This is a genomic window from Nocardia sp. NPDC003693, assembly GCF_053981095.1.
This window is the reverse complement of the sequence record NZ_JBSFNO010000035.1, coordinates 63619-86695: the sequence shown is the minus strand read 5'-3', so window position 1 is coordinate 86695 and position 23077 is coordinate 63619. Positions and strand designations below refer to the sequence as shown.

Below are 23077 nucleotides of genomic sequence, written 5' to 3'. Positions count from 1 at the left end.
CGTCGTCCGCGGCGCCGAGGCGATCCCGCTGCCAGAGGGTGTAGTCCGCGTACTGCACCGACAGCCGAGCGGCTCGCTGGCGCGTCGCAACCGGGCCGAGTGCAGCCCCGCTCGGTGGCGGTCAGCGCCAGACGTTGTGCCGGGTTCGCGAGGCGTTGTCCGCGTGACAGGTGCAGTGGGCGGCCGTTGCGGTCGAGCACGACCAGGTACGGGGTCGAGTTCCTGGCGACCTGGAGTGCTTGGGTGATCGACATGGTCCCGCCGGTGGCGGTGGTGGCGACCCCGGAGCGCTTCTCCAGGTCCTCGATGCTCATGGTGATGATGGTCGAGACCGGCAGTCCGCGATGCGATCCCAGTCGCGTGGGTCCCATATCCGGGCGGAAGAACACCAGCAGAGCGTCATGGTTGCGCTGAGCAGCTGTGCGGTGATCCCTTTTGGCTGCCGCGCGCAGCTTCGCGCGGGCTGCAGCGCGGGCACGTTCGGCCGGGGGCAACGAAGGGTCGTCTGTATCGATATCGTCGGTGTTCTCGTCGCCGTCGTCGAGTTCGGTATCGAGACCGAGTTCAGCGGTGGTCCACGGGCTTTCGGGATCATCGGGATTGCACATGCCGGGGCGGCCGAATTTCTCGAGCACCGGGATCATGACCGCACCCAACTGCGGGGTCAGGAATCCCGAGATCGGGTACATGCCGTCGATCCGCTGATGCCCGATCTTGATCTCGCGGACCCGCTGGCGGTCCCTGTCTTCGATCAAGCGCCCGTCCGGGTCGACGTGGGCCAGAATGTGAACTCCGAGCTTGGTCACACCCTTCGGGTCACCCTGACGGGCATAAGAGGTGAGGTGCTGTTCGGCACGGTCTTTGACTTCGGGACCCGCCGCATCGGGGATCTGCTTCATCGCATCGTTGATGGCCTTGATGTGGTCGGCGGAGACCTCCCCGGCCCGTTGCGCTGCCGCTACGAGCGGCAGGACCGGCGGGCGGGTGCTCGAACCCACCGACACCGTCGACAGCAAGTCGGCATTCCTGACCCGGGCGGCGGCCTCGGCGTAGGACAGTCGCAGTGTTTGTTGCAGGAACAGGGTCAGGTTCTTCACGCCCGCTTCGGAGGGCAGGTTCTGTGCCGCGCATTCGAGCGCGAACCGTTGTTTCACGGCTTCGAGTTTGCGGAAGCTGGTTTCGAGCTCCTGCATCACTTCAATGACCTCGTTACCGGGCAACGAGTACATCGGCAATTCGAGCAGGTTCTCCACCGCGGCGGCGAGTGCTTTGGCACTCTGCGCGATTGTGGGTACCTCTCCCGAATTCATACCCCCAATTCTACCCCTCTATAGCGAGTATGAATAGCCCAATTCTCTTGTAATACAACGCATTTCGGACACCTATCAACTGAACGAATGAGCAATTTCTCCATTTCGAAATCCCAACTCACCCGTGCACACGCACCCCGCCCACGAACGTCTGAACAACCTTCGTATTCGCGATCTCCTCCGCCGCCCCCTCGAACGGATTGCGATCCAGCACAACCACATCCGCCAGCGCACCCCGCCGCAGTGTCCCCGTGTCCGGGCTGCGCAGCACGTGAGCCGACCCCGCCGTGTACGCCGCGAGTGCGGTCATGAGGTCCAGCCGCTGGTCCGGCAGCAGCGGCGGCAGCGCCGAGCCCGGGGTGACGCGGTTGACCGCGACATGCACGCCTTCGAGGGGATCAGGCGAGCTGACCGGCCAATCACTGCCGCAGGCCAGGGTGGCCCCGGCTCGGGCGAGATCGCCGAAGAGGTACTGCCGGGTCGCGGCGTCGCCGCCGAGGAACGGCAGGGTCAGCTCGTCGAGCTGGGGTTCGTGTGCGGCCCACTGGGGTTGCAGGTTCGCGATCGCGCCCAGGGGCTGGAAGCGCGCGATGTCCGTGGCGTGCAGCGTCTGCAGGTGGGCCAGGTGGTGCCGGTTGCCGCGCGGGCCGTTGGTCGTGCGGGCGGCCTCGAGCGCGTCGAGCACCTCGCGCACGGCGCGATCGCCCAGGGCGTGGAAGTGGACCTGGAAGTCGTTGGCGTCCAGCTCGGTCACGTACTCGCGCAGGGCGATCGGATCGACGAAGCTGATCCCGGCATTGCCGGTGCAGCACCCCCGATGGTCGCGGTACTGGTCGATCATCGCGGCGGTGTAGTTCTCCGCGATGCCGTCCTGCATGATCTTGACGGTGTCGAGACGGAAGCGCTCGGCGGCGAATCGCTTGCGGCGCAGCAGCATATCCGGGATCTGTTCGGCGTCGCGCTCCCGGTCCCACCATTGCGCGCCGCTCACGCGCGCGGTGAGCAGGCCGCGTTCGGCGGCGTCGAGGTAGGCGGCGGCGCAGTCGAAGGGCGTGCCGTCCACGCTGACTATCGCCTCCTGCCAGGCCGTGATGCCCAGCGCGTGCAGCGTGCGCTGGGCGCGCAGGATGCCGTCCACGCGTTCGGCGTGCGTGATCGGCGGCAGCACCTGCTCGACGAGGGTCATCGCGCCCTCCTGGAGCATTCCCGAAGGGACGCCGCCGGATTCGCGTTCGATCCGGCCGTCGGCGGGGTCGGGGGTGTCCGCGGTGATGCCGGCCAGCTCAAGCGCTCGGGTGTTGGCCCACGCGCCGTGATGGTCGCGATTGACCAGGTACACCGGCCGGTCGGCGACGACGGCGTCGAGCAGGTCGCGGGTCGGCAGGCCGCCGGGGAAGCTCTCGAGGGACCAGCCACTGCCGGTTATCCACTCCCGATGGGGGTTCGCCGCCGCGTAGTCCGCGACCCGGCGCAGGTACTCGCGGATCTCGACGGTGCCGGTCAGGTCGCAGGCCGCCAGTTCCAGGCCCGCCGCCGCGGCGTGGATGTGCGCGTCGTGGAATCCGGGCAGCAGCGCCCCACCCGCCAGGTCGACGACTTCGGTTGCCGGGCCGATCGATTCGCGCACATCGCGGTCGCCCACGGCGCTGATCCGGTCGCCGGTGACGGCCAGTGCCGTCGCGGTGCTGCGGGCGGCGTCCATGGTGAGGACGGTGCCGCCGACGAACACCAGGTCGGCATGGCTCATGGGTTCACTCCTGACTGCGGTTCCCGCGCCCTGTACGCACCGGCCGGAGCCGGACTCGGCTCCTCCATGATCCCGGGCCCTGGCTCCGCGAAGGACCGCGGGTACCTCGGTCCCCACTCACGCCGGTCGTCGTCCGGTACCACCCGACACCGCAGCGCCGCGTGGATCGGGATCCAGTGGCAGGGGCAGTCCACGGCCGCCAACAGGACGATCCCGCTCGGGAGATGCGTCGAACATCATCCTGGACCCGACCGCCACGCTACTCAGCGGAACACGCGGGCTCGTTCGTCGCCGACCAGGGCGAGGACGGCACCCCGCCAGGGTCAGGGTTTTCCGCGCGCGAGCAACGCCAGCAGCAGCTCGGCGCGGACGCGGGCGCTGTCCAGGTTGCAGCCCAGCACGTCGGCGGCGGTCGCGATCCGCTTGCGCAGGGTGTGACGGTGTACGCCGAGGTCGGCGGCGGCCGACTCCCAGTGGCCGTTGGCCTCGAGGTAGGCGCGCAGGGACTCGACCAGATCGGTGCCGTGGCTGGTGTCGTGGTCGGCGAGCGGGGCCAGGACCGTGCGCGCCATCGTGTCCAGGACGCGGCGGGTGGCGTCGAAGGACAGCAGGGAGCGGCCGGTCAGGGTGCCGAACTCGGCGGGGGCGCCGCCGCGTTCGGCGGCCGAGGCGGCCAGTTCGGCGGCTTCGGCGGCGGCGACCAGTTCGTCCAGGGGGTGTTCGCCACTGAGCCCGTAGCGCACGGTGCTGCCGGGGGCCAGGTCGGCGGCCAGTTCCCGGGCGAAGGCGACCGCGGCGACACCGGGGAGCGCGAGCAGCACGCGGCGGCGGCGCACGTGCAGGAACAGCGGGTGCCCGCCGCGCACGGCCATGGTCTCCGCGGTGGCGCGCACGTCCTCGACGGACTCGGCGGAGTCGCAGTCGGCGGCGAGCACGCGGATGCGCCCGGCGGCGTCGGCGGCCTGGGCCAGCTGGGTCCAGGCGGGAGTGAGATCGGTTTCGGTGCTCAGCAGCAGGCCGAGCACGGTGCTGTTGAGGCGGTGCTGGGCCTCCCACAGGCGGGCCGGTTTCTCGAATGCCAGGGACAGCAGCGAATTGGCGTGGCCGAGCAGGATCTGTTCGGCGGGGCCGAGCGGTCCGGGGCCGACGACGACCAGATCGCCGTGCGCGCGGCCGCCGACGCCGATGCGCTGATGGGTGACGCCGCTGCTCGTGCGCTCGGGGCGGGTGTCGGGCGGGGCGACCGACTCCGTGGCCAGGGCCTCGCGCACGGTCTCGAGCAGGGCGTCGTCGGGTGCGTCGGGGTGCGCGGCGGTCACGCGCCCGGCCGAGTCCAGGACCAGCACGGTGGCGCGCAGGGAGGTGGCGAGTTCGCGCACGATCGCGCGGGCGCCCGAACGCACCAGGGCCCGGGTCATACGCGGCTGGGCACGGGCGGCGCGCTGGACGGCGTCGGCCTGCAGTTGCGCGGCGCGGTCGGCGACGCGTTTGACGATGACGGCGAACGGGGTGGGCAGCGGAACCTCGAACAGCGGCAGGCCGACCTCGTCGGCGGCGGCCACCAGATCCGCCGGCACTTCCGGATGCGAGACGCCGATCCCGAAACCGATTGCGGCAACGCCTCTTCGGTGCAGGCCGCGCAGGTAGTCCGCGCGTGCGGTAGGCGCGTGCGGCAGGCGCGTGCCGGTGGTGAGCACCAGTTCTCCGCCGGACAACCAGCGGAAGGGGTCTTCGAGTTCGGTGGTGATGACCAGGTCGATCGTGCGTGCGAGCCCCGCCGCACCGCCGCGAAGCGGTATCGACAGATCGGGTTGCGCGAGGATCCAACTGACCGGAACCGACACCCTGTGGAGTGTACAAAACGGTGATGGCGCGCCGACCTGATCGACGATCCGGCGCAGTCGGGCCGGAGTGTCACGCCCTGCGAACACGCGTCGGCGGCCGGCAGAAGCACCGCCCGAGCGGCGAGAAGGCACGGCTGGAAGATCAGCAAGAAGGGGGCTGCCGCGGGGGCGGCGAGTCGCCCCGGTTTACATGTAACCGTCGGTTACACATACTTCGATTCCCGGGGAAAGAGTGGGAAGAGTGCCCGACGCGGGCGATTCGTTTCCACAGCATACCCCCATCGGCTCCACCCTCGGCAACCCACCCCCGCACCGGCAAACACGCCCCGGCTCGCCAACCCCGCACTCGCACCGACACGGTTCACGAGCGCGGGTCCGGCGGTCCAGGTCAGGCGGTTTCGCGGTACACCGCCACCACCGGGATGTCGCGGGCGGTCTTCAGCTTGTAGTCCGCGAACTGGGGCATGATCTCGACCATGCGGGCGTAGAGCTCGTCACTTTCCGGCGGTGCGACGAATTCCGCCTTCGCGGAATAGGTTTCGGTGCCCACCTCGACGGTGAGCCGCTGGTCGGCACGGAGGTTGTGATACCAGGCGGGGTTCTTATCGGCGCCGCCGTTGGAGGCGATGAGGATGATGCGGTCACCGTCGGGCACGTAGACGAGCGGGTTGGTGATCGCCCGCCCGGACTTCGCGCCGGTGGTCGTGATCAGCACCAGGTTCGTGCGGCCCTCGAAGGGGCCGCCCACCTTGCCGCCGTTGGCGCGGAACTCGTCGATCACGGTGTCGTTGAAGGTGCTCATACCCGTCCTCTCGCAGTGTCTCGTGGCAGCAACCAGCACCGCGGCCCGGAAAATTCCGGGGGAGGGCTATTCGAAGCCGTGCGCCTGGGCGACCAGGTCGAAGAACACCCAGACCCCGCCCCGGTCATAGGATTCGGGGTCCTCGGAGCCGCCGAGGAAGGGGTACGGGGTGGCGATGTAGACCTCGTTCTCGGCGAGCGGGCCCAGGCGCTTGCGAATGGCGGCGACGTGGCCGGGCTGCAGCACGTAGGTGATGAAATCCGGGTCGAAGAGCACCCGGTCCACGAAAGCGCCTATGTCGGAATGGATTCCGAGGGCCTTGGTCCCGGCGCTGTACGGGTCGAGCACCGCGTATTCCCCGGTGCGGGTGCTCATGAGGAACGCGTGCCCGAGATCGGAGTAGCCGACCACCCGGTCGTACCGGGGAAAGTGTTCGGACCACCCCGGCATCACCTGTTCGAACGGGTGGGGGCCGACCAATTTGAAGGGCACGCTAGTCACTGAGCCCATCCAACCAGAGCCCGGTGGGCCTCCCGACGGCGGCGTCACCGGCCGAGGGCGGCCAGCACCAGGTCGGCCACGGCGGCCGCGCCGCGCGGATTCGGGTGCAGGGGAATCGTCGTCGTACTGCTGATCAGCGGCTCGACCCAGCGTTGCGGTCCGGGGCGGCAGCCATCGTGGCCGGTGACGGCATTGGCGTCGACGGTCAGGGCGCCGATCGCCGCGGCCTCTTCGAGCAGCACCGTGGAAATGTGCCGGAGGGTGCGGTAGATGTACGGGACGTCGCCGCGCGCGACACCGGTGCCGTAGCCGCAGTCGGCGGTGGCCGGCGGCAGCACCGACGGATAGTTCACCGCGACGATGATCGCTTCCGGCGCGCGCTCGCGCACGGCGGCCAGGGCGCCCGCGATCGCGGGCCGCGCCTCGTTCTCCACGCGCGCGGCCAGGGTGTCGACGCCGGCGCCGGTGAACTGCCGCTCGCACGGGTTGCCGACGGGAGTGATGGGCGTTTCCAGCAGGGACACGGCCAGGCACGGGCCCAGCGTCCCGAGCAGGTCGAGATCGTTCCAACCCATGGTCACCGTGACCAGGTCGGTGTCCGCGGTGAGCCCGTCGAACTGTTTGATCGTCAACTCACGCGCGACCGCGCCGCTGCAGGTGTTGTCCACGAAGACCGCGGGCCCGAGCGCGGCGACGAGGCGATTGGGATAACTCTGGCGCGACCGCAGGCACAGGAGTGGTCCGTAGACGTCGGTGACATCGGCGGTCGCGGCGTACGAATCACCCAGCGCCACATATTTTCCCAGCGGCGGCGTACCTCGCGCGGGTGCGGCCGCGAACAGCGCGGCACCGACAACGACAGCCAGAACCAAGGAAAGCTTGCGCATCTCGATCTCAGCATTCTCGTGACCGACGGAATTCCATTGTCATGCAGTGCATCTGCCAATAGATTCATTCGACAGATCCGTGACGATACCGAATAATCTCTTGCCGCTAGCGGGTCGACTATGTCGAACCGGACACCCTCGGATAACCGTTCTTCCGCCATTGGGCCCGGCGCCCGGTCATAGTCGCATCGCACGAGATCGAGTCGAAATCAGGCGACGGCGTGTGCGCGACACACCGCCGATCGCGCGCACTCGGAAATCACTCCGAGAACGGCCGCTCGGAATCACGCCGAGTGCAACGGTTCCGCCCCGTCGAATTCACACCGACCATGGGGGCTTCGGTCGACCGGAGGTGCGTTCGGATGGTGACGACAGGGGGCACGAGTGCGGGGGCGGTACTGCGGGCGGTGCTGGAGGGCGGCACGGTGCCGCGCAGCGCCGTCGCGAAGGTGGCGGGGCTGTCACCGGCGACGGTGACCATGCAGGTGCGGGCACTGGTGGAGGCCGGGCTGCTGATCGAGCAGGCCGAGACCGCGAGCCCGGCGGGGATGGGGCGGCCGCATTCGCCGCTGGCGCTGCACACCGCGGGCAATGTCGTGATCGGGGTGCACATCGCGGCCGAACAGGTCACGGTGACCGTGCTCGACATCGCGGGGGCGGTGCGGCTCTCGCATCGCATTCCGCATCCGGGGCTGGATCCCGGGGAGATACTGGCCGGGGCCGCGGCCGAGGTCCGGCGGCTGCTGGGCGAGTTGAGCGAGCGGGTGATCGGGCTCGGGGTCGCGATCGGCGGCTGGGTGGACAGCTCGGCGGGGTCGGTCATCGATCACGGCTTCCTGCGGTGGCGCAATGTGGCTGTGCGCCAGTACTTCTCGGATCACACCGGCCTGCCGGTGAGCCTGGACAGTCACACCAGGTCGTTGTTGCACGCCGAGCAGCTGTTCGGCAAGGTGCGCCACGCCTCGGCGACGGTGGCGCTGTTCGCGGGCAACGTCATCGACGTGGCGTTCGCCGTGCACGGGCGGGTGCACTACGGGCCGCGCTCGGCGGCCGGCGCGATCACCCGGCTCGCCGGCGGGGAGGTGGCCGAGGCGCTGACCGAGTGCACCGATCGTGCGCTGGTGGCGCGGGGGCAGCGGGAGGGCTTGGCGGTCAAGACGATTCCCGATCTCATCGTCGCGGCTGGGCGGCACGAGGTGGCCCGCGAGCTGTTCGCCGGACGGGCCCGCGTGCTCGGGCGCGCGGTGGCGGTCCTGGTGGATCTGCTGGATCCGGACGCGGTGGTGATCGTCGATCCGGCGCTGGTGCGAGTGCCCGGGGTGCGCGCGGCCTATCTGGATACCGTGCGGCGTTTCTCCTCCTGTGAGCGACCGGAGGAGATCGTCACCGAATCCTCGTTCCTGGGCCGGGTATTGGAGATGGCGGCGGGAGCGGTGGTGCTGCAGCGCCTCTACAGCGATCCGCTGGCTGTCGTCGCGGTGCCCGCGGCGGCCGCCCTTTGATTCCGAGTAATTTTAAGTCGAACGAATGTTGCTCGAGCACAGCGTCTTCCAGGACAGTCTCAGCATGGAAATGCACGCACCCGCCGATCGATTCGAATTCCTCGATTGTCGTTGCCGCCCGAATTTCCGAGAAACCTTCAGGCGATTTCAATCAGGGAGAACACATTGCGAACCGCTTTTCGCAGAATAGGTTTGGCGGCGACCGCCGCGGTCCTGCTCGCCAGTGGTTGCGCCACCGATGAGACCGGCGACACCGCGCTGACCGCCGCCCTGCCGACCCAGGTGCCGCCGAACACCGAACTCTCGATCTCGATCAACACCACCCGCATCGCGTTGCAGGCCTCCGGCCAGCTCGGCGCGCTGCCGTTCACGGTGTCGGACTGGCCCGCGGTCTCGGCCGGACCCGATGTGATCCAGGCCTTCCGGGGCGGTTCGGTGGACGTGGCCAGCAACGCGGGCATCCCGCCGATTCACGCCCGCGCCACCGGCGTCGACGCCAAGATCGTCGGCGTCAAGGTGCGCACGACCCCGCTGTACAAGCTGGCCACCGCGCCCAAGGCCGGGATCAACTCCATTCAGGACCTGCGCGGCAAGAAGATCGGTTTCTCGCCCGGCCAGGCCCAGGGCGTGGTCGTGCTGCGCACCCTGCAGGCCGCGGGGCTCACCCCCAAGGATGTGCAGCTGGTGGAACTGAACAGCCCTCAGTTCCTGACCGCGCTGCAGGGCGATCAGATCGATGTGGCCCCGCTCGCCGAGCCGCAGCTCACCAAGTACATCAACCAGTACGGCGATCAGGGCGCGAAGGCGGTCGTGACCCCCGCGGTCGACGCGCTCACGGTGCTCTGGGCGCCGACCGCGGTGCTGCAGGATTCCTCGAAACTTGCCGCCGTCACCGAATTCGTGAAGGTCTGGGCGCGCGCGGATATCTGGGCCTGGGAGCATCCCGCCGAATGGGCGGACGCGTATTACGTGAAGGACCAGAAAGTTTCGGCCGACGAGGCCAAGCGCATCATCGCCAGGGTCGAGCGCCCGTATTACCCGGCGAAATGGGATGACGCGATCAAGTGGGAGCAGGAAACGATCGACCTGGTCACCGGTTCCGGCTATTTCGGTAAGAGTTTCGACGCCGCGACGCTGTTCGACCGGCGCTTCGAGGGCCTGGCCACCGACGCCGTCCCGGCCACCTACCGGGAGAAGGTGCAGTCATGACGATCGCCATTCCGCGGCTGTCCGTCGCGACCGCCCCGGCCACCGACGGCTTCGTCGATCGGCGCCGGCTGCGCCGGCTCGGGCTGCGCAAAGCCGTTCCCTTCGCCCGGCTGTTCGGTGTGGTGCTGCTGATCGGCGCGTGGGCCGCCGGGTCGCACTTCGAACTGCTGGACGAGCGCAAGCTTTCCGCGCCGTGGACCGTGGTGACCACGGGCTGGGAGCTGTTCCTGGACGGCTCGCTGGCGGAGAACGTCTCGGCGTCGCTGAGCCGGGCGTTGCTCGGCCTGGGCATCGGCGTGGTCGTCGGCACCGCCCTGGCCCTGGTCGCCGGGTTGTCCCGCTTCGGGGAATCGCTGGTGGACGGGCCGTTGCAGCTCAAGCGCGCGGTGCCGACGCTGGGCTTGATTCCGCTGATGATCCTGTGGCTGGGCATCGGCGAATCGTTCAAGATCGTGCTGATCACCTTCGGCGTCATCGTGGCCATGTACATCCAGACGCACGCCTCGCTCACCACCATCGACAAGCGGTTCGTGGAATTGGCCGAGGTGCAGGGTGTTTCGCGCACCGAGTTCATCTCCCGCGTGGTGATCCCGGGCTCGCTGCCCGGCTTCTTCCTGGGGCTGCGGCTCTCGGTCACCGGTGCGTGGCTCTCGCTCATCGTCGTCGAATCCGTCAATGCCACCGACGGATTGGGCAAAATGATGTACAGCGCGCAGAACTACGGGCAGGCCGATGTCATCCTGGTCGGCCTGGTCATCTACGGCGTGTTCGGACTCATCTCCGACGCGGCCATCCGTCTGCTCGAGCGCAAGGTGCTGTCATGGCGTCAGACCATCGCGAACTAGGCGTCCAGACCAGGGATCTGAAGCGATCCTTCGGTGACCGGACGATCCTGGACGACATCACGCTGACCATCCCGCCGGGCCAGTTCGTGGCCCTGCTCGGGCGCAGCGGTTCGGGCAAGAGCACGCTGCTGCGCGCGCTGGCCGGGCTCGATCACGATGTGAGCGGTTCGGGCTCGCTGCGGGTGCCCGCGAAAACCTCGGTGGTGTTCCAGGATTCACGACTGCTGCCCTGGCAGCGGGTGCTGCCGAACGTGCTGTTCGGGCAGCCGCGCTCCAAGCGCGCCGACGCCACCGCGCTGCTGGCCGAGGTCGGCTTGGCGGGGCGGGAGCGGGCCTGGCCGAACGAGCTCTCCGGCGGGGAGCAGCAGCGCGTGGCGCTGGCGCGGGCGCTGGTCGGCGACCCGGCCCTGCTGCTGGCCGACGAGCCCTTCGGCGCGCTCGACGCCCTGACCCGCATTCGGATGCACGAGCTGCTGCGCGATCTGGTGCGGCGGCACACCCCGGCGGTCCTGCTGGTCACCCACGACGTGGACGAGGCGATCGCGCTCGCCGAACGCGTCCTGGTGCTGGACGCGGGCCGCCTGACCATCGACCTGCCCATCGAACTGCCCGGCGAACGCGATCCCGGTGATCCGGAATTCCAGCGCATCCGCCGCACGCTGCTGACCGCGCTGGGCGTCGTCCCGGCCGGTGTCTGAAAGGACTCCCCATGTCGAAACAGTTGCACCTCAACGCGTTCCTGATGTCCACCGGCCACCACGAGGCGTCGTGGCGGCTGCCGGAGTCGGACCCGTACGCGAACACCAAGATCGAGCACTACGTGCACCTGGCCCAGATCGCCGAGCGCGGCAAGCTGGACTCCATCTTCTTCGCCGACAGCCCCGTGCTGTTCGGTGACACCGGCCGCCGGCCCAGCGGCAAGCTTGAGCCGACCGTGCTGCTGACCGCCATCGCCGTGCAGACCTCGCGCATCGGGCTCATCGCCACCGCCTCCACCAGTTACAACGATCCGTTCAACCTGGCGCGGCGGTTCGCCTCGGTCGATTGGGTCTCCAACGGCCGGGTGGGGTGGAACATCGTCACCACCGCCGGGGCGGACGCGGCCCGCAACTTCGGGCTCGACGACGTGCCGGACCACAAGCTGCGCTACGAGAAGGCGGCGGAGTTCGTCGAGGTCGCGACCAAGCTGTGGGACAGCTGGGCCGATGACGCGGTGCTGGCCGACAAGGAGTCGGGTGTGCACACCGATTCGGCCAAGGTGCGGGCCATCGACCACGAGGGCCGGTTCTTCAAGGTCGCCGGACCGCTGAACCTGCCCCGGTCGCCGCAGGGGTATCCCGTTCTGGTGCAGGCGGGTTCGTCGGAGAACGGCAAGGAGTTCGCGGCCCGCTACGCCGAGGCCGTGTTCACCGCGCAGCAGACCCTCGAGGACGGGCTGGAGTTCTACCGCGACGTCAAGCGCCGGGCGGTGGCGTTCGGCCGCGATCCCGAGACGATCAAGATCCTGCCCGGCATCGTGCCCGTCATCGGTGACACCGAGGAGCACGCCCGCGAGCTCGACGCCGAGCTCGAGCGGCTCATCTCACCCGAGTACGCCAAGCGGCAGCTGGCCAAGGTGTGGGGGATCCCGGTGGAGGACCTCGACCTGGACAGCCAACTGCCCGACGATCTGCCGTCCGAGGACGAGATCCAGGGCGCCAAGAGCCGGTTCACGCTGATCGTGAATCTCGCCCGGCGCGAGAACCTCACGCTGCGCCAGCTCATCGGGCGGCTCGGCGGCGGGCGCGGGCACAAGACCTTCGCCGGCACCGCGGTGCAGGTCGCGGACGTCATCGAGGAGTGGTTCACGCGCGGGGCCGCCGACGGGTTCAACATCATGCCCGCGGTGCTGCCCTCGGGGCTGGACCGCTTCGTCGAGGAGGTCGTGCCGATCCTGCAGCAGCGCGGGCTGTTCCGGACCGAGTACAGCGAGTCGACGCTGCGCGGGCACTACGGGCTGGATCGACCGGAGAACCAGTACGATCTCGCGCCGCCGGTCGCCGAGCCGCTCGCGGTCGCCGGATGAGTTCGGACTCCGACTGTTTCGACACCGCGGCCTCCGTTTCGGAGGCCGCGGCTTCGGCGTTTCCGGGGACGGGGAGTTCCGGTGCGCTGGAACGATGTCCGGTCGAGTTGATTGGTGGCGACGGTGCGCGGCCGCCGGAGCTGAGGGATGTGCCCGGGCGGCTGGGGTCCGATGTGCGGTTCCCGCGCGGTGGGTGGCGTGCCGGCGAGGTCGTGGGAGGTGCCGCCGGTTTCGGGGGCGGGCCGCGGGCGGGGCCGAAAGCCGAAGGCACACAGGGCGAGTACGTCGGGCCGGGTGGCTCGGTTTCGGATTGCAGCACCTTCTCGGGTGCGAAAGTTGGTGAGTTGGTGTGACGAAGACAGCTGTCGGAGAACCGGGTTCGGGGGCCGGTGACGCGGAGGCGATCAGGAGTTCCGGAGCAGGGACAGCGGCGGCGAGCGTACTGCCCGAGGTCGTCGCGGACTCCGGGAGAGTGAGCGGCGAGCGGGTGCGGAGCGACTCGCACCTGGACGAGCCCGACCCGGGCGCGGGCGGGACGGACACCGGAACGGGGTGGATTCGGTATCTGTTGCGGCGGTGCGGTGAGCATCGGCGGACCGTGGTCGCCACCGTCGTGGGCGCGGTGCTGGCCGCGATCGCCACGGCCGCACTGCCGTTGATCGTGCGGCACGTGGTCGACACGCTCACCGTGGGTGCGGCCTCGGTGCTGCCGTGGGCGCTGCTGCTGCTCGGGGTGGGGGTAGGGCGGTTCATCGCCAGTTACGCGCGCCGGACCGGGTCCTCGCGGTTGTCGCTGGACGTGCAGCACGATCTGCGCCGGGATCTGTTCGCGGCGCTGCTTCGGCTCAACGGGCGGCAGCGCTCGGGGCTGTACACCGGGCAGGTGGTCAGCCGGGCGATCACCGACGTGACGCTGATTCAGATGTTCCTGCAGCTGGTTCCGATGGTCGGCGGCAACGCGGTGCTGCTCGTGGTCTCGCTGACCCTGATGGCGACCATGTCCCCGGCGCTGACCGCGATCGCTCTGCTGGTGATTCCGGCGCTGTGGTTCATCACCCGGCGCAGTCAGCGCGAGTTGTTCCCCGCCAACTGGGACGCGCAGGCGCGGGCGGCCGAGGTCGCCATGCGCGTGGAGGCCGCGGTGACCGGCGTTCGCGTGGTGAAGGGGTTCGGTCAGGAGTCGCACGAGCTGGAGGGGCTGGCGGCGTCGGCGCGGGACCTGTACCGGTCGCGGCTGCGGATCACGCGGATAACGAGCCGGTATGTCCCGGCGCTGCAGACGATTCCGGCGGTGGGACAGGCGCTGGTGCTCATCGTCGGCGGGTTGCTGGCGCTGGGGCAGTCGATCACGCTGGGCACGTTCCTGGCGTTCATGACCTATCTCGGTTCGTTCGTGCACCCGATTCGCATGTTCTCGATGCTGCTCACCGTGAGCCAGCAGGGTCGGGCGTCGCTGGATCGCGTGCGCGAGGTGATCGAGACGCCGGTCGCGGCCGAATCCGCGGGGGCAACGCCCGGTGCCGGAACGGTCGCGAGTCTCACGGCGAAGGCGCACGTCGAGAACAGGGGCGCGCCGGTCGATTCCGAACAGGTGCATCGGATCGAGTTCCGGGGCGTGCGTTTCGCGTTCGAGGATCAGCCGCCGGTGCTCGACGGACTGGATCTGGTGGTCGAACCGGGGGAGACGGTCGCCATCGCCGGCACCGCGGGATCGGGCAAGTCGGTGCTGGTGCAGCTGCTGCCCCGCCTGTTCGATCCGGACGCGGGCCGGATTCTGCTCGACGGCACCGATATTCGCGAGATCCCGGACCTGCGGTCGCGGGTCGCCATGGTGTTCGAGGATCCCGCGCTCATGGCCGACACCGTGCGCGCCAACGTCGCCTACGGGGTGCCGGACGCGACGGACGAGCAGGTCTGGCACGCGCTGCGCCTGGCCGCGGCCGAGGAGTTCGTCGCGGCCCTGCCCGAGGGCCTCGACACCATGATCGGTGAACGCGGGCAACGGCTTTCGGGCGGGCAGCGCCAGCGCCTGGCGCTGGCGCGCGCCCTGGTCACCGATGCGCCGATCCTGGTGCTCGACGATGCCACCTCGGCCATCGACGCACAGGTGGAGGAGCAGATCTTCGCGCGGATCGCGGCCGAGGTGCGGCGGCGCACCACCATCGTGGTGGCCCACCGCATGTCGACCCTGGCGCTGGCCGATCGCGTCGCGGTGCTGGACGGCGGGCGGATCGCCGAACTCGGCACGCTGCCCGAGCTCCAGCGGTCCGGTGAGCTCTTCCGGGCCCTGTTCACCCCGCCCGATCCGGTCGGCATCGGCGACGATCTCGACGGTGTCGAGCGCGGCGCGGCCACCGCGGGCCTGTGGGCGCACACCGAAGCCGACGGGGACGAATCGCGCACCCTGGAGCAGATGGCGAAGGCGTTCTCCCAGCGGGCCGCGGGCGCGCCGGGGCCGATGGGCGCGAACGCCGGCGGCGGGATCGTGTCGAGTGCGCCGCCCAGCGGTGACGTGCGGGCGCTGATCGACCGATTGCCGCCGGTGACCGGGGAACCCGAAGTGCCCGAACACTTCTCCCACACCCCGGACACGGCGTTCGATCTGCGCGGGCTGCTCCGGCCGTTCGCGCTGCCGCTGCTGGCCGGGCTCGGGCTGGTCGCGCTGGACGCGCTCGCGCAGATCCTGATCCCGTTCCTGGTGCGCTACGGCATCGACCACGGCGTGCTCGCCGGCGCGCGCGACGTGCTGCTGATCGCGGCGGCGCTGGCGCTGCTGGTGGTCGCGGTCGACTGGGCGATCACCGTCGCGCAGGTGCGGGTGACCGGGCGCGCGGGTGAGCGGCTGCTGTACGGGCTGCGGGTGAAGGTGTTCGCGCAGCTGCAGCGACTCGGACTGCAGTTCTACGAACGAGAACTGTCCGGCCGCATCATGACTCGCATGATCACCGATGTGGACGGGCTCTCCACGTTCCTGCAGACCGGGCTCGCGGTCGCCCTGACCAGCTCGCTCACCATCGCCGGGGTGCTGGTCGCGCTGGTGATCATCGATCCGGGGCTGGCGCTGGTGATCGTGCCGCTGTTGCCGGTGCTGGTGGCGGCGACCGTCTGGTTCCGGCGGGCCTCGGTGCCCGCGTACAACCTGGCGCGCGAGCAGGTCAGCGCGGCGAACGCCTACCTGCAGGAGAACGTCGACACGATCGCCGTCACCCAGGCCTATCGCCGCGAGGCGGTCAACCAGCGCGAATTCGAGCGTCGCTCCTGGGGTTACCGGCAGGCTCGGCTGCACAGCCAGACGCTGATGGCGATCTTCTTCCCGTTCGTGGAGATCATGTCGGTGATCGCGACCGTGGCGGTGCTGGCGGTCGGTGTGCACCAGGTGCGCGAGGACGCGATCACCGCGGGCACGCTCATCGCGTTCCTGCTGTACATCGATCTGCTCTTCGCGCCGATCCAGCAGCTGTCGCAGGTGTTCGACAGCTACCAGCAGGCGGTGGTGGGCGTGGAGCGGCTGGCCGTGCTCATGCGCGAGCCCATCGCCACCCCCGATGCCGACGACGCGATCGCGGTGGAGCGGCTCGCGGGCGAGATCGAATTCCGTGACGTGGGGTTCGCGTACGACCCCGCGGGCAAGCGGGTGCTGTCCGGTATCGATCTGCGGATCGAGCCGGGGCAGAAGGTCGCGGTGGTCGGCGAGACCGGCGCCGGAAAGTCCACGCTGGTGAAACTGCTTGCGCGACTGTATGACACGAGCGCAGGGGCGGTGTTCGTCGACGGTGTAGACGTGCGCGACTACGGGCTGCGCGACTACCGCAAGCGCCTGGGCGTGGTGCCGCAGGAACCGTTCCTGTTCGGGGACACCGTGCACTCGGCCATCGCCTACGGCAAACCCGGCGCCACACCCGCCGACATCGAATGGGCGGCGCGGGCCGTCGGCGCGCACGAGATGATCGCCGCGCTCGAGCACGGGTACCGTCAGCCCATCGGCGCGCACGGCGCGAGCCTGTCCGCCGGTCAGCGGCAGCTGTTGGCGCTGGCCCGGGCCCAGCTCGTGGAACCCGACATCCTCATTCTCGACGAGGCGACCGCGTCGCTGGATCTGGCGACCGACGCCCGCGTTCGCGCGGCGGTGGATGTGCTGACCGCCGGGCGCACCACGGTGGTGGTGGCGCACCGGCTCGCGACGGCCGCCGACGCCGACGTGATCGTGGTGGTGGGTGAGGGCAGGCTGCTGCAGGTCGGGCGGCACGCGGAGTTGCTCGTGGAAGACGGGCCGTACCGGCGACTCTGGGCGGCGTACGTGGGGGAGGACGTCGGTACGCCCGCGCGGTAGGGGTGCGGGCCGACCGGCAGCGGGTCACTGCCCGCCGCCGGTCGCTCATCCGTACGGAATCGTCACTCTCGCAACAGGTGCCGGGCGAAGAAGGCGTTGCCCGACGGGCCCTCGAATGCCGGGACGCCGGTGTGCCCGCCCATGTTGGCGTGCAGGGTCTTCTGTTCGGAGCCGAAGGCGTCGAACAGATCCAGCGCGAGCTGCCGGTCGTTTCCTTCGTCGTCCCACTGCAGCAGCACCTGCAGCGGGATGCTGACCCGGGCGGCCTCCTCGAACATCGAGCGCGGCACGTAGCTGCCCGCGAACAGCACGGCGGCGGCGATGCGTGGTTCGAGCAGCGCCAGGCGCAGGCCGATCGCGATGACACCGCCGGAATAGCCTACCGGGCCGCGGATTTCGGGCCGGTCGAGGAGGACGTCGAGCAGGGCTCGCCATTCCGGGACGGCCTGGTCGACCAGGGGCAGGACCAGGCGGTCGACGATGTCGTCGGTCACCGGTCGTCCGGCGCTCAGTGCCGCGCGCAGGTCCGCGCGGGCGCGGTCGGCGGCGGCCGACCGCGGGCGGTCACCGGCCCCGGGTAGTTCGATGGTGGCCGCGGCGTATCCGGCGGCGACCGTGTCCCGGGCCCGTCCCGCCAGTCGCGGGTACATCGCCCGCAGTCCGCCGGGGTGGCCGATGAGGATCAACGGCCTCGGTTCGGAATCGTTGTCGGGAGTCCACAGGATGCCGGGGATCTCGCCGAGGGTGAACTCGCGCTCGATGACGCCATCGAGCCGGTTCTCGGAAGTGAAGTGCATGGTCGTGCCTTTCGGGAGTGCGTGGCGCTCCCGGACGACCTATCGCCCGACCATGACTCCGGAGGGGAGCACCCATGTCGATACTGCGTTCACGGGTATCACCTCCTTGGTCCGGTTCACGGTCGGGGGGAAGGGTAGCAATGGCTGGTAGGCGGAGGCAAAAGGTTTTCGGGGGCGAATTTTCGTGCACGATCGCACTGATCGTGGCGGGTTCCTGCCACGAGGGCATGGATCGTGCACGAAAATTCGCGCTCTCACCTTCTGTCGATGTACTCCATGTACGCGGTCCCCGCGACAGGCGACCCCCGGAAGCTCCCCACGTAGTCGTAACTGCCCACGAACCCCGCCCCCAGCCCGTAGCTGTAGTCGTGGTTGGCCGCGCCCGCGATGGAGATCAGCACCTCGCCGCGGTCGTCCAGGACTCGCCAGCGCAGGTGCTCGGGCAGGCGCATGGTGGTGCCGGTCGGCGTGGGCTGATCCAGGTGCCGGTCGACCGTGAACTCGAAGCCGCGGGTGTGGACGCTGCCGTGGTCGTCGAGCCCGCGCACGTACACCCGGCGCTGGATCGGCAGACCCGCCGGTCCCAGCACCTGTACGAGCAGCACCTGGGTCCGGTCGTCGATGTTGAGCACGTGGTAGGTGAAGAACGGCACCGGCAGGGTGGCCCGGGTGCCGGGCAGAACGCTGTGGACGCCGACGCCGGTGGCGTATTCGACCGTGCACAGGGTGTCGACCGGGACGGCGCCGTGCCGGTCGGTGATGCTGCCGCGAGCGCGGGCGAGCACGCTCCAGTGGTCGTACAGCCCCGGGACGTGGGCGAAATGCGACACCACGTCCGTGGCGTCGATCTCGAGGTCGACCTCGATCTCCGGGTGGCGTCGGCGCAGGCCGAACTTCGGGTACTCACCCTCGATGACGAGCTCGTCGCCGAACTTCAAACGTGTTCCGTCGGAACGGAACTCACAGTCGCGGTCGATCTCGCGCACCAGAAACTGCCCACCGGTCATCGATCCGGTCGCCGAACTGAGGTAGACGGTATCGGCCGGGGTGGAGGTGATGGCATGGTCGTTGGCGAAGACCGCCACACCCGGCGTGCCGAGAATCGACATGACGCCGAAGAAGCGGTGCGGTGCGGCGAGGCCGGGGACCATGACGCCGTAGTGCGCCCAGTTGCGCCGGCGTCCGCTCGGCGGGGACATCGGCGTGGCCGGGTCGAACGGGCGGGCGTTGCGCCGCCGGGTTCGGTTGATCACGCCGATGGCCCGCTCGATGCCGGTCACCCTGTCCATGCCCACCTCCACAGTTTCTGTTACTGACAGTACCGTTTATTGCTGGTGCGGAGTCAACCGGCCGACAGCGCGGTGGGGCGGCACCGCGGGGCGGCCCGAATATTCGGTCGCCTATCCGAGACTCGGCGGGCAGCATCTCCTCCCATGGGGGAGGACGAGCATTCCGGGCATTACATCTACACCTCGACTCGGGTCATTCACGCGGCTATGGACCTCGAGTGGGAAGCACGGGGCGGGGTCTCGCCGTCCGAATGTGCCCGGGAGGCTGCGAAGTTGGGCGTTGCTGGGATCGGTGAGCTGTGCCGGGAGTTCATCCGGCCCTTGGAGTTCGAAATCTACCGGGAGGTGACGACGGACTCGGACGGGCTCCGGCTCGGGACGGACAAGCACCCTGAATCGGGCTTCTGGGGCCCGGAATCAGTTCGGGAGCACGGGGATTCGAGGGGTGTCGACGCGGACTTGGTCGACGAAGCGACCATGCGATCGGTGGTCGACGCCATGTTCGACGCCCCGTGCGAACTGAACGAGGGCGAGTGGCTGTCCTGGACGTATCTGCAGGTACGCGACACCCTGGCCTTGCTGCCGGAGTCCCTGGTCCCCGTCGACGGCGACCATGTCGTGGTGGATGACGCCGACAATCGCATTCGGAATCGGAAGGTCCCGATCGAGCGCCGCCCCGACGGTGTCTGGGCAGGTCCCCGTGACTGGACGTTCGGCCCGCCGTTCAAGCTGCTCGCGTACCTCGACATCTGCACTTCCGACTCCGACCGGCACTGTCTGCCGGTCGAGCTACTGATCTATTTCAATTGGTCGATCTGGGGCGACCTGGACGCCCCCGGCCGGGCGATGCTCGAGCGCGGGCTCGAGCGGTTGCGTGGCGCCGGCTGGCAGGTTCGCGAGGAATAGGACCGAACCCGTGCGGGTGTCAGGGCCCTGTCAGTGGTCGTGTCAGCGCGCGGTCAGTGCGCTGTCAGCGCGGGGCGCGAAAGTTCTTCTCGTAAGCGGTTCGGCACAGCAGAGATAAGGACGACATCATGACCATCACCGCCACCCTCACCGACCGGGACAAGGCCACCATCCGGACCGCCGCGTTCGGGGCCGTCGCGCTCGTCGCCGCCGCCGACGGAAAAGGCAAGCCACACAGGGCTTCCGTGCAGGGGAGCTACGCGCTGTACTCGGCGACCGGCCTGGTCGGGCACGTGCTCGCCGGGAAGGCCAAGGACATCGAACTGACCGGGCGGACCGTCGCGGCGCTGGCCGATCAGATCCTCCCCGCACTGAGCTCGGCCGTGGCCGTGCTCGAGCAGCTGGATCCGGCGGAGGCCGAGAACTTCCGGGCGACCGTGCTGGTCGCCGTGGACGCCGCGCTCGGCGTCCATCACGGAACGCCCGGCCCGGCGGTGGTCGCGATGGCCGGCAAGATCCGCGAGGCGCTGCGCGCGGCGTGAGAAAAGGTCGGCGACGACGTTTCCGGGAGAGCCGGCAGCGGGCCGAGGGCATCGCGGAGATCCGTGATCGTGCGATAGTGGACGGCGGGCATACCGAGTTCGCGGGCCGCGGTGACGTTGGGCTCGGAGTCGTCTACGAACAGGCAGCGGTGCAGGGGGACACCGACTCTCTCGCTCGCGATCCGGTACACGCGGGGGTCGGGTTTGATGAAACCGATTCGAGCGGTGTTGATCAGGGCATCCGCCACGTCGTGCAGGCCCTGGCGGGCGAGGTCCCGTTCCAGGCGTGTGGTTCCGTTGGAGACGAGCGCGATCGGCACGTGGACGCGGGCGACGCGCAGGAGGGTCACGGCCTCGGCATCCACCTCGGGTTCGAGTCGCGACCACGCGGCGACGGCCGCACGGGCCCGTTCGGCCGAGCCGCAGACTTCCGCAACGGCGGTGGCGGTGGCCGCCCGCCAGTGCTCGTCGGTGACTTCGCCGGTGATCGCCGGGACCAGTCGTTGGGGTGCGAACGCCAACGCGGCGAGTGTGCCTGTGGCAAGCCGGTTTTCGTGCTCGATATCGTCGGCCGGGGGCCAGATCCGAAGCACTCCGTCGATATCGCAGAGCACCGCATCGTAGGTACGCGCGCTCATTGGGCTCCTCGATCCTGCCCTCGATGGTATCGATTCATGATCATCACACGGACGGGGTGCGGCCCGCGAACCACAGCTAGGGAGAGGTCGTCCGGTCGGTGATCTCGTAGATGCCGGACGGGAGTTCGAGGGAGCGTGCCGTGCGGACAGCGGCTTCCGACAACGCGATTCGTGGGTCCGGGGGCACGGTGTCGGGGTAATAGGTTGCGGGGCCGTGGAACTGGCCGTAGCGCAGCACCACCCCGCCGGCCGCCAGGACGGCGGACTCCAGGAACTCCTTGGCGGCCTGGCCCTCGCCCGTCATCTCCCACGCGACGCTCTGGGCGATGAAGCGGGACGCGCCCGCGGCGTGGGCGGCGGACAGCAGGTTCGCGGTCCCTTCGTGGCGGACGCGGGCGTTGGCGGCGCGGCCGGCGGGGAGATCGGCGGCGCTGTCGGGCAGGTCGGTGAGCTGGTGTATGACCAGGTCGGGGGCGTACGCGACGACCGCCGCGGTCAACGCCGGCGCGTCGAAGGCGTCGCACACCACGGGGGTCGCGCCGGCGGCGGCGAGCGGGCCGGCCTTGGCGGGGGATCGGGTCATGCCCGCGACCTCATGACCCGCGGCCACCAGGAGCGGCACCAGATGGGTGCCCAGGACGCCGCTGGCGCCCGCCAGAAAGATCCGCATAGTTATCGAGGCTAAGGGATTGCGTCAGTGGGGGTTCACGAGGGCCGCGATGTCGTCGAAGCCGCGGCGAACGGCATGGTCGAAGGCGGTGCGGCCGTTGGTATCCCGGATCGTGAGGTCGGCGTCGTTGTCCACCAGCACCTGGACGATGTCGCGGTAGCGGGGGCCGCCGTCGCCGTAGTAGACGGCCTCCAAAAGCGCGGTCCAGCCCAGGTCGTTGACGTGATCGATGTCGATGTCGGTCTGCCGGAGCACCTCCCGCACGTAGTTCAGATGGCCCTTCTCTGCGGCGGGGATCAGCGCGTTACCGCCGAAACGGTTGGGCAGCGTGAGGTCGGGGTGCGCGGGGAGCAGGGCCTCCATCATGGGGACGCTGCCGGTGACGCCGGTGTTGACCCACGGGGTTTCGCCGCGGGCGTCGCGAGCGTCGGGGTCGGCGCCGAATTCCAGGAGGACGCGGGCGACCGGGAGGTCGTCGGACAGGACCGCGAGCATCAGCGGGGTGCGGCCCGCGGTATCGCGGGCGTCCACCTGGGCGCCGTCGGTGAGAGCGGCGCGGACCGCGGCGGGATCGCCGGACGTGGTCGCGGACAACAGGGCTCGGTTCTGGGCGACGGGGATGTCGATCGGGGCGGGCGCGGATTCGGGGGCAACCCGGCCCGGTTCATTCGCGGGGGTGCTCGATTCGCGCGACTGAGTGGCGGCTTCGCTCGGCGCGGAGCGGTTCTCGGTAACCCCTGCGCCGGGATCGGCCGCGCAGGCGCCCAACACGATGGCGCCGGACAGCACGGCGATGGCGAGGCGGAGTTCGCGCGAGCGCCGGCGCCGTGCGCTCTTATCCGCTGCTTGATCGGCCGAGGGAGGGTTCATGACCTCCATACTGCGAGTCCGGTCCCGGCTGCGAATCGGCGCGGCGGCTGCGATACCCGGACGGATCGGCTGACAGCCGGGTCAGCCGATCGGCTGACCCGGTGAACCGAGCACTGCCGGCGGACCGTACCGACGTGCGTTCGCCCGGGGCAGGGAGATCGGCGATTTCCGGCGAAGAACCGACCGGCTCGGCTCGCCGCCGCTCGATGCGGACGAGTCCGCATCGTGGTCCCGGGCCGGCGAACCGGTATTGTCGCGACTTCGTCAGCGGCCCGGTTCGGCTCTGCCGTGATGGGGAGTCGCCGGCGGCCGGGCCGATGCTG

General features: G+C 69.5%; 19 protein-coding genes. 8 read left to right on the top strand and 11 right to left on the bottom strand.

The genetic code is table 11. The annotated features are described in order from the left end of the window. The 6 genes from ACWDOP_RS30270 to ACWDOP_RS30245 all read right to left on the bottom strand — a co-directional run. The coding region (locus ACWDOP_RS30270) for a DUF222 domain-containing protein (RefSeq protein ID WP_456347775.1) at positions 1–1253 on the bottom strand (1253 nt) is incomplete at its 3' end. A 175-nt stretch (positions 1254–1428) separates the two neighbouring features. After that, complete coding sequence (locus ACWDOP_RS30265; RefSeq protein WP_456347774.1) at positions 1429–3057, bottom strand: amidohydrolase; 1629 nt, start codon at positions 3055–3057, stop codon at positions 1429–1431. A gap of 323 nt (positions 3058–3380) precedes the next feature. Continuing rightward, the gene (locus tag ACWDOP_RS30260; RefSeq protein ID WP_456347773.1) at positions 3381–4901 is read right to left on the bottom strand and encodes a PucR family transcriptional regulator; all 1521 of its coding nucleotides are present in this window, start codon (positions 4899–4901) and stop codon (positions 3381–3383) included. Positions 4902–5289: 388 nt separating this feature from the next. Then, a complete protein-coding gene (locus ACWDOP_RS30255; RefSeq protein ID WP_456347772.1) occupies positions 5290–5703 on the bottom strand; it encodes a nitroreductase family deazaflavin-dependent oxidoreductase in 414 nt (137 codons plus the stop codon). Between the two features lie 66 nt (positions 5704–5769). Then, complete coding sequence (locus ACWDOP_RS30250; RefSeq protein ID WP_456347771.1) at positions 5770–6195, bottom strand: T6SS immunity protein Tdi1 domain-containing protein; 426 nt, start codon at positions 6193–6195, stop codon at positions 5770–5772. A gap of 53 nt (positions 6196–6248) precedes the next feature. Further along, on the bottom strand, positions 6249–7091 hold the full coding sequence (locus ACWDOP_RS30245) for an SGNH/GDSL hydrolase family protein (RefSeq protein ID WP_456347770.1): 843 nt from the start codon (positions 7089–7091) through the stop codon (positions 6249–6251). Between the two features lie 362 nt (positions 7092–7453). On the opposite strand from ACWDOP_RS30245, the gene ACWDOP_RS30240 reads away from it, so the two are divergent. The 6 genes from ACWDOP_RS30240 (at position 7454) to ACWDOP_RS30215 (ending at position 17042) form a co-directional block, all read left to right on the top strand. Continuing rightward, positions 7454–8593, top strand: a complete 1140-nt coding sequence (locus tag ACWDOP_RS30240) for an ROK family protein (RefSeq protein ID WP_456347769.1) — start codon at positions 7454–7456, stop codon at positions 8591–8593. Positions 8594–8785: 192 nt separating this feature from the next. Next, positions 8786–9802 carry an ABC transporter substrate-binding protein gene (locus ACWDOP_RS30235; RefSeq protein WP_456347768.1) on the top strand — a complete coding sequence of 339 codons (1017 nt, stop codon included), beginning with the start codon at positions 8786–8788 and terminating at the stop codon, positions 9800–9802. Then, positions 9799–10647 (top strand): ABC transporter permease, encoded by an 849-nt coding sequence (locus ACWDOP_RS30230; protein WP_456347767.1) that lies wholly within the window; start codon positions 9799–9801, stop codon positions 10645–10647. The genes ACWDOP_RS30235 and ACWDOP_RS30230 overlap by 4 nt, the downstream gene beginning before the upstream one ends. After that, positions 10623–11345, top strand: coding sequence for an ABC transporter ATP-binding protein (locus ACWDOP_RS30225; RefSeq protein WP_456347766.1), 723 nt, complete (start codon positions 10623–10625; stop codon positions 11343–11345). The genes ACWDOP_RS30230 and ACWDOP_RS30225 overlap by 25 nt, the downstream gene beginning before the upstream one ends. Before the next feature lie 11 nt (positions 11346–11356). Then, entirely contained in the window at positions 11357–12712 is a 1356-nt protein-coding gene (locus tag ACWDOP_RS30220) for an LLM class flavin-dependent oxidoreductase (RefSeq protein ID WP_456347765.1), read from the top strand. Between the two features lie 349 nt (positions 12713–13061). After that, positions 13062–17042: an ABC transporter ATP-binding protein gene (locus ACWDOP_RS30215; protein WP_456347764.1), complete on the top strand. Its 3981-nt coding sequence runs from the start codon at positions 13062–13064 to the stop codon at positions 17040–17042. Positions 17043–17104: 62 nt separating this feature from the next. On the opposite strand, the gene ACWDOP_RS30210 is transcribed toward ACWDOP_RS30215, so the two are convergent. Together ACWDOP_RS30210 and ACWDOP_RS30205 are read right to left on the bottom strand one after the other, a co-directional pair. After that, on the bottom strand, positions 17105–17839 hold the full coding sequence (locus ACWDOP_RS30210) for a dienelactone hydrolase family protein (protein ID WP_456347763.1): 735 nt from the start codon (positions 17837–17839) through the stop codon (positions 17105–17107). A 254-nt stretch (positions 17840–18093) separates the two neighbouring features. Beyond that, on the bottom strand, positions 18094–19128 hold the full coding sequence (locus ACWDOP_RS30205; protein ID WP_456347762.1) for a DUF6670 family protein: 1035 nt from the start codon (positions 19126–19128) through the stop codon (positions 18094–18096). Positions 19129–19605: 477 nt separating this feature from the next. Between ACWDOP_RS30205 and ACWDOP_RS30200 the strand changes: the two genes are divergently transcribed. Next, complete coding sequence (locus ACWDOP_RS30200; RefSeq protein WP_456347761.1) at positions 19606–20034, top strand: hypothetical protein; 429 nt, start codon at positions 19606–19608, stop codon at positions 20032–20034. Between the two features lie 128 nt (positions 20035–20162). Next, positions 20163–20576 carry a hypothetical protein gene (locus tag ACWDOP_RS30195; protein ID WP_456347760.1) on the top strand — a complete coding sequence of 138 codons (414 nt, stop codon included), beginning with the start codon at positions 20163–20165 and terminating at the stop codon, positions 20574–20576. Here ACWDOP_RS30195 and ACWDOP_RS30190 read toward each other — a convergent pair. The 3 genes from ACWDOP_RS30190 to ACWDOP_RS30180 all read right to left on the bottom strand — a co-directional run bounded on the left by ACWDOP_RS30190 (position 20507) and on the right by ACWDOP_RS30180 (position 22754). Continuing rightward, positions 20507–21214: an HAD-IA family hydrolase gene (locus ACWDOP_RS30190; RefSeq protein WP_456347759.1), complete on the bottom strand. Its 708-nt coding sequence runs from the start codon at positions 21212–21214 to the stop codon at positions 20507–20509. The genes ACWDOP_RS30195 and ACWDOP_RS30190 overlap by 70 nt on opposite strands. A gap of 76 nt (positions 21215–21290) precedes the next feature. Beyond that, on the bottom strand, positions 21291–21884 hold the full coding sequence (locus tag ACWDOP_RS30185; RefSeq protein WP_456347758.1) for an NAD-dependent epimerase/dehydratase family protein: 594 nt from the start codon (positions 21882–21884) through the stop codon (positions 21291–21293). Between the two features lie 24 nt (positions 21885–21908). Continuing rightward, entirely contained in the window at positions 21909–22754 is an 846-nt protein-coding gene (locus ACWDOP_RS30180; protein WP_456347757.1) for an ankyrin repeat domain-containing protein, read from the bottom strand. Between the last annotated feature and the right edge of the window lie 323 nt (positions 22755–23077).

Excerpts from the sequence above, each read along its gene's own strand:
- ACWDOP_RS30265 (WP_456347774.1), bottom strand. The coding sequence starts at position 3,057 with ATGAGCCATGCCGACCTGGTGTTCGTCGGCGGCACCGTCCTCACCATG.
- ACWDOP_RS30255 (WP_456347772.1), bottom strand. The coding sequence starts at position 5,703 with ATGAGCACCTTCAACGACACCGTGATCGACGAGTTCCGCGCCAACGGC.
- ACWDOP_RS30245 (WP_456347770.1), bottom strand. The coding sequence starts at position 7,091 with ATGCGCAAGCTTTCCTTGGTTCTGGCTGTCGTTGTCGGTGCCGCGCTG.
- ACWDOP_RS30240 (WP_456347769.1), top strand. The coding sequence starts at position 7,454 with ATGGTGACGACAGGGGGCACGAGTGCGGGGGCGGTACTGCGGGCGGTG.
- ACWDOP_RS30230 (WP_456347767.1), top strand. The coding sequence starts at position 9,799 with ATGACGATCGCCATTCCGCGGCTGTCCGTCGCGACCGCCCCGGCCACC.
- ACWDOP_RS30225 (WP_456347766.1), top strand. The coding sequence starts at position 10,623 with ATGGCGTCAGACCATCGCGAACTAGGCGTCCAGACCAGGGATCTGAAG.
- ACWDOP_RS30220 (WP_456347765.1), top strand. The coding sequence starts at position 11,357 with ATGTCGAAACAGTTGCACCTCAACGCGTTCCTGATGTCCACCGGCCAC.
- ACWDOP_RS30210 (WP_456347763.1), bottom strand. The coding sequence starts at position 17,839 with ATGCACTTCACTTCCGAGAACCGGCTCGATGGCGTCATCGAGCGCGAG.
- ACWDOP_RS30205 (WP_456347762.1), bottom strand. The coding sequence starts at position 19,128 with ATGGACAGGGTGACCGGCATCGAGCGGGCCATCGGCGTGATCAACCGA.
- ACWDOP_RS30200 (WP_456347761.1), top strand. The coding sequence starts at position 19,606 with ATGCGATCGGTGGTCGACGCCATGTTCGACGCCCCGTGCGAACTGAAC.
- ACWDOP_RS30195 (WP_456347760.1), top strand. The coding sequence starts at position 20,163 with ATGACCATCACCGCCACCCTCACCGACCGGGACAAGGCCACCATCCGG.
- ACWDOP_RS30190 (WP_456347759.1), bottom strand. The coding sequence starts at position 21,214 with ATGAGCGCGCGTACCTACGATGCGGTGCTCTGCGATATCGACGGAGTG.
- ACWDOP_RS30185 (WP_456347758.1), bottom strand. The coding sequence starts at position 21,884 with ATGCGGATCTTTCTGGCGGGCGCCAGCGGCGTCCTGGGCACCCATCTG.
- ACWDOP_RS30180 (WP_456347757.1), bottom strand. The coding sequence starts at position 22,754 with ATGAACCCTCCCTCGGCCGATCAAGCAGCGGATAAGAGCGCACGGCGC.